Source organism: Phormidesmis priestleyi BC1401, assembly GCF_001650195.1.
Classification (GTDB): Bacteria; Cyanobacteriota; Cyanobacteriia; order Leptolyngbyales; family Leptolyngbyaceae; genus Phormidesmis_A; species Phormidesmis_A priestleyi_B.
In genome coordinates this window covers 1-5,146 of record NZ_LXYR01000118.1, presented here as the reverse complement: position 1 = coordinate 5,146, position 5,146 = coordinate 1, and the positions used below count along the sequence as shown (strand labels likewise).

Annotated in this window: 5 protein-coding genes; 2 read left to right on the top strand and 3 right to left on the bottom strand. The window is 48.8% G+C overall.

What is annotated here, in order from left to right; all coding sequences use genetic code 11:
* Positions 1 to 307 precede the first annotated feature (307 nt).
* Positions 308 to 532 (bottom strand): hypothetical protein, encoded by a 225-nt coding sequence (locus tag A8707_RS25490; RefSeq protein ID WP_068820190.1) that lies wholly within the window; start codon positions 530 to 532, stop codon positions 308 to 310.
* A gap of 250 nt (positions 533 to 782) precedes the next feature.
* On the opposite strand from A8707_RS25490, the gene A8707_RS27740 reads away from it, so the two are divergent.
* Entirely contained in the window at positions 783 to 1,472 is a 690-nt protein-coding gene (locus A8707_RS27740; RefSeq protein WP_156518883.1) for a hypothetical protein, read from the top strand.
* Positions 1,473 to 1,477: 5 nt separating this feature from the next.
* On the opposite strand, the gene A8707_RS30790 is transcribed toward A8707_RS27740, so the two are convergent.
* Together A8707_RS30790 and A8707_RS25480 are read right to left on the bottom strand one after the other, a co-directional pair.
* On the bottom strand, positions 1,478 to 1,732 hold the full coding sequence (locus tag A8707_RS30790; RefSeq protein WP_197485074.1) for a protein phosphatase 2C domain-containing protein: 255 nt from the start codon (positions 1,730 to 1,732) through the stop codon (positions 1,478 to 1,480).
* Complete coding sequence (locus tag A8707_RS25480) at positions 1,729 to 2,424, bottom strand: vWA domain-containing protein (protein ID WP_068820186.1); 696 nt, start codon at positions 2,422 to 2,424, stop codon at positions 1,729 to 1,731. Before A8707_RS25480 ends, A8707_RS30790 begins: the two co-directional genes overlap by 4 nt.
* 241 nt (positions 2,425 to 2,665) lie before the next feature.
* On the opposite strand from A8707_RS25480, the gene A8707_RS25475 reads away from it, so the two are divergent.
* Positions 2,666 to 4,741 (top strand): prolyl oligopeptidase family serine peptidase, encoded by a 2,076-nt coding sequence (locus tag A8707_RS25475; protein WP_068820184.1) that lies wholly within the window; start codon positions 2,666 to 2,668, stop codon positions 4,739 to 4,741.
* Positions 4,742 to 5,146: the final 405 nt, after the last annotated feature.

Sequence of the window (5,146 nt, the reverse complement as noted above, 5' to 3'; positions counted from 1 at the left end):
CAAGGCTAGAAACAGAACCAACCAGAGGGGATGGCTTTGACCGCGCTTGCTTCGCGGATCGGGAATCGTTTTTAATTGGTCTATGAGGGACATGGACAGCTACTTTTATGATGATTCCAGTCCATCCTCATTTTTCTCTCTAGACCTTGAAACCACCCTGCTTTGGATAATCGCTCTCCCAGTCAACGAATCTTTCAAACGGTCAGGTAGAGCGGACCGCTTTGTAGCTTTCTTGAGGAGCGATCGTTGACAGCATCCTCAACTTGCATCGCGATAACTCTCGACGGGTGAAGTCTAACGCCCTCGTTCACCCGCCGCTAACATCTTCTCGAACTTGATCAACCATCTCTGAACGATCGAGTGCAACGGGATCATTAACCTGCGTTTCATCAGCCAACGTCACAAACTGCCTGCCGCTCTGTTTTTGCCGCTTCCGCCAATCTTCACAAATTTCCCCAACATCGTAGTTGAATGCTTTTGCATGTTCCTCGCGAATGCGATGAAGTTCTTCTATAATTTCGTCTTCCCACATGATTCAATCTCCCATCAGTTCGTAAGGTGTGCAGATAATCGGCAACGTGTACCTAAAGTCCGAACAAATCTTCAACAGCTTCTTTTGAATTTGAGCGTTGGCAATATGTTTACAATTGGGTGCGACCTCTACCTGATACTAAAGCGACTAAAGCTCCCTACTGGCAAAGCTCTTGAACGATTTTATAGCAGTTCTTTTGATTATTCATTGACTAGTTTTACAGGCACCCAAAACCCTTGTGGAGCAAAAGGTGGTTGGTTTTTCTAATGTATCGGATGGAGGTCGCACCCGAGACCGACAACACACGATTTATATTGGAGCCACCCCGGAATATGGCAAGGCGACGTTTCTAGCGAGGCTAGAGCGAGAAATTGCGCGCACTAAAGCTCGTTATCCCCAAGCCACCCATATCGAGATTGCGGATGGGGCAGCCTCAAACTGGCAATTCCTCAACCTCCATACTCAGGAACAAGTGCTGGATTTCTATCATGCCTCTGGGTATCTCGGTGCGGTGGCGGTTGCCCTCTATCCCACTCATTTAGCCCAGCAACGGCACTGGCTTCAGGAGAGTTGTCATCATCTCAAACATGACCCAGGGGCAGCCACTCACCTCTATCAACAGATGCTGGAGTTATCTCAATCTTCAGAACACTCGAAGACGATTCAAGAGAACTTGGCAGCAGCCGTCACCTACTTCCAGAATCATCACCATCAGATGGACTATGCCCTTTGTCGCAGCAGACACTATCCGATTGGGTCTGGAGTCACAGAAGCTGCCTGCAAGACTGTGATTAAGCAACGCTTGTGTGGTTCTGGGATGCGTTGGAAGGAGAAAGGAGCCGCCGCGATTCTGAGTTTGAGAGCATTGGTCTTAACCTCAACGCGTTGGGATCAATTCTGGAACAAACTGAATCAATACGGCTTTTCCATTGCCTTCTAAGAATATTAGATAATATCAAATAGAGGTCGCATCCCTTCAAACAGGCGTGTGCATTTTTCGATTAGAACTCGGCAAACAGCTTGTGACCCCTCCTGAGATAGGGAAGCGCTGCCAGCCCCATCCGAAGCAACGAGAACCATAAATTCCTCACCTGATGAAGTTAAAAACTGCTCACACCTGCAAGCGTCCTGACAAGGTTGGTTTGACTCAACATGAGACGTACCTTGCACGGATGCCCAAGAAGATCGCCACTGGCTCATACCGATGCCCATCCGTCTGGCGCAGTTGGATTTTCAAGAGGAACATCAGTTCCGGGAACTGAGCGAGAAACCGACTTCATTGAGCGAGAAAGCCATTGGAACAAAGGTCGAAATGCTAGCCCCTTGAGCTTAAGTGCTGCTGTACTTGGCGAAATTTGATTCAAAATATCCGTTCTTGCGCCTTCTCCAACTCCAACTGCAAAAAAGGCAAAAGACTTTTGCGCTTGCCCCTCTGCTAGAAGTCTTGCTGCGTTTTGCCAATTATCGGTAGGACCACCATCTGTGATGAGAAAGATCCAAGGACGAAACATGGAGATCCCGTTGCTCCGGTACGCGTCCTTGCGCTGCTGAAGTAACTGGAGAGCAGTTTCGATTGCGGAACCCATTGGGGTGTCTCCGTTAGCTTCTAAGACTGGTGGGTAAAAATGTTCAGCAGACTCAAATTCTGTCACTACTTGAATAGGTTCAAATGTAACGATACAGACCTCAACCCGTTTTGCAGCCAGTTCATCTGCCATCAGTTCATCCTTAAAGGTAACTAGCCCATTATTAAGCTCTTGAATTGGAGCGCCTTGCATCGATCCGGAAGTATCAAGCAGAAGTATACAGGGACACCGAGGCTCTGGGTTTTCGGCGAATTCGGCACCTTCAAATGGAACTTGCTCTGAGGAGTGAAATGTGTCGTTGTACATAGAGATCATTGCCTAAAAAAACAGGTTAAGAAGCCAGAAGTCGGTTCTGCTAACGCTTGTCTTAGCGATTTTTTTGCTTTCTACAAAACACTGTGACCCTACTTAAATTCCAGCACGTTTTGTTACCAGGCAGTAGCCAGGATACAGCTTATAAAATGGATTCTCTGATCGCCATCCCCATAGAATTTTTGAGGCAAAGATCGCACACTAGAAGGTGATTCACATTCTAGGATGCTGCGCTATGTCTAATTCTGATCAATCGTTGCGTTACCCTGACACGCGTAAAATCGAGCAAACCGACACCTATCATGGGGCTGCGATCGCTGATCCCTATCGATGGCTAGAAGACCCTGACTCTGATGAAACGAAAGCCTGGGTTGAGGCGCAAAATCAAATTACGTTCGGCTATTTGCAGCAAATTCCGGTGCGAGAAGCGATTCAGAAACGCCTAACGCAACTCTGGGATTATGAAAAATACAGCGTTCCGTTTAAAGAAGGAAATCGCTATTTCTATTTCAAAAATGATGGACTGCAAAATCAAAGCGTTCTCTACACGCTGAATGCTTTAGACGATGAACCGAGAGTGTTGCTCGACCCCAACAAACTCTCAGACGATGGCACCGTCGCACTTTCTGGACTATCGATCAGCGAAGACGGCGCGTGGATGGCGTATGGGCTGTCTACGTCTGGCTCCGATTGGCAAGAGTGGCGAGTGCGAACTATCGAAACAGGGGAAGACACGAGCGATCGCTTGCAGTGGATTAAATTTTCTGGCGCATCGTGGACTCATGATCATAAAGGATTTTTCTATTCTCGCTATGACGAGCCGAACGAAAAAACTAAGCTAGAAGACGCGAATTATTTTCAAAAACTTTACTATCATCGGCTCGGCGCTAACCAGGCTGAAGATGTTTTGATTTACGATCGCCCCGATCACAAAGATTGGGGCTTTCAAGGTGGCGTGAGCGAAGACGGGCAGTATCTGATCGTCTCGGTTTGGCTGGGCACCGACCCGCGCAATCTCGTTTTCTATAAAGATTTGGCGACTCCCGATGCGCCTGTGGTCGAGCTAATTGGCGACTTTGAGGCAAGTTTTAGCTTTGTCGATCGCGACAATAACGTGTTTTGGTTCCAAACCGATTTAGACGCGCCACGGGGACGAGTGATCGCGATCGACGTAACTCAGCCCGATCGTCCAAACTGGCAAGAAGTTATTCCTGAATCGGCAGAAACGCTAGAAAGTGTCGGCTTACTCAATCAGCAATTTGTCGTTTCGTATCTCAAAGATGCTCGCAGCGAGGTCAAAATGTTTGACCTACAAGGCACCTTCATTCGAGATGTGGCACTTCCTGGAATCGGCTCCGCAGGCGGATTTGATGGCAAGCGAGACGACACCGAAACGTTCTACAGTTTTACAAGCTTTACGGCTCCGCCGACAATTTATCGCTATAGCTTGGTGACCGATGAAAGTACGCTGTTTCGTCAGCCGCAAGTAGACTTTAACCCCGATGACTACGAGACTCGCCAGGTTTTCTACAGCAGCAAAGATGGGACGCAAGTACCGATGTTTATTACTCACAAAAAGGGCTTGAAACTCGACGGCACCAATCCGACTTATCTCTATGCCTATGGCGGATTTGGAATTTCGCTGACTCCTAGCTTCTCAGTCGGCAACCTAGTTTGGATGGAGCTTGGCGGCGTGTTTGCCCTGCCCAATCTGCGCGGCGGCGGCGAATATGGCGAAGACTGGCATCAAGCCGGGACAAAGCTAAAGAAGCAAAACGTATTCGACGACTTTATCGCGGCGGGCGAATGGCTGATCGCAAACGGATACACCTCATCGTCAAAGCTGGCGATCGCCGGGGGCAGCAATGGCGGTCTGCTCGTCGGCGCGTGTATGACCCAACGCCCTGATCTGTTTGCTGCTGCCCTGCCTGCCGTTGGCGTGTTGGATATGCTGCGGTTTCACAAATTCACGATCGGGTGGGCGTGGATGTCTGAATATGGCTCTCCTGAAGACCCAGAGGAATTCAAAGCGCTCTATGCTTATTCGCCATTGCACCAACTCAAATCAGAAACGGCGTATCCAGCGACGTTGATCACGACAGCCGATCATGACGATCGAGTCGTTCCGGCTCACAGTTTTAAGTTTGCGGCGGCTCTGCAAGCAGCGCATTCAGGGTCACATCCCGTTCTAATTCGGATTGAGACCAAAGCAGGACATGGAGCAGGGAAGCCGACTGCCAAAGTGATTGAGGAAATTGTCGATAAGTGGGCGTTTTTGGTCAAAACCCTGGATTTTTCGCCCACTCTTTAAAATTGCGGCAGGCATATTAATCCTTCAGCAATGCTCTATACAGTTTTTACCTTCTGTATCGGTAAACATAGTCTGTGTCCTAGAGTCAAATCACCATAAACTTAGCTTCCGTAAGGAGGCTATTTTTTTGGCGTTGCTAAATCCGAGTTTGAATCGATGAATTCCCCGCCCTCACCTTAGCCCTCTCCTGCGGGAGAGGGAACAAGATTTCTCGCGCCCCTCCCCCGTAGAAGCTACCGTGTACACACAAATCGTTGTCACGCTTGCGTGTGCAGGCATCGCTTCGTTTCAGTCGGCTTCAGCCCCCTCTCCCCTTACAAGTGTAGGTTTGTGTTGAAGCTGTGAGGAGTGACTCCGCTGGGGTGAGCATGAAGAAGCTGCGTCTTGAAGAGGTAATCATGCTCC

What these genes read in the sequence shown, in the direction of transcription:
- A8707_RS25490 (WP_068820190.1), bottom strand. Translation starts at nt 532, where the DNA reads ATGTGGGAAGACGAAATTATAGAAGAACTTCATCGCATTCGCGAGGAA.
- A8707_RS30790 (WP_197485074.1), bottom strand. Translation starts at nt 1,732, where the DNA reads ATGAGCCAGTGGCGATCTTCTTGGGCATCCGTGCAAGGTACGTCTCAT.
- A8707_RS25480 (WP_068820186.1), bottom strand. Translation starts at nt 2,424, where the DNA reads ATGTACAACGACACATTTCACTCCTCAGAGCAAGTTCCATTTGAAGGT.
- A8707_RS25475 (WP_068820184.1), top strand. Translation starts at nt 2,666, where the DNA reads ATGTCTAATTCTGATCAATCGTTGCGTTACCCTGACACGCGTAAAATC.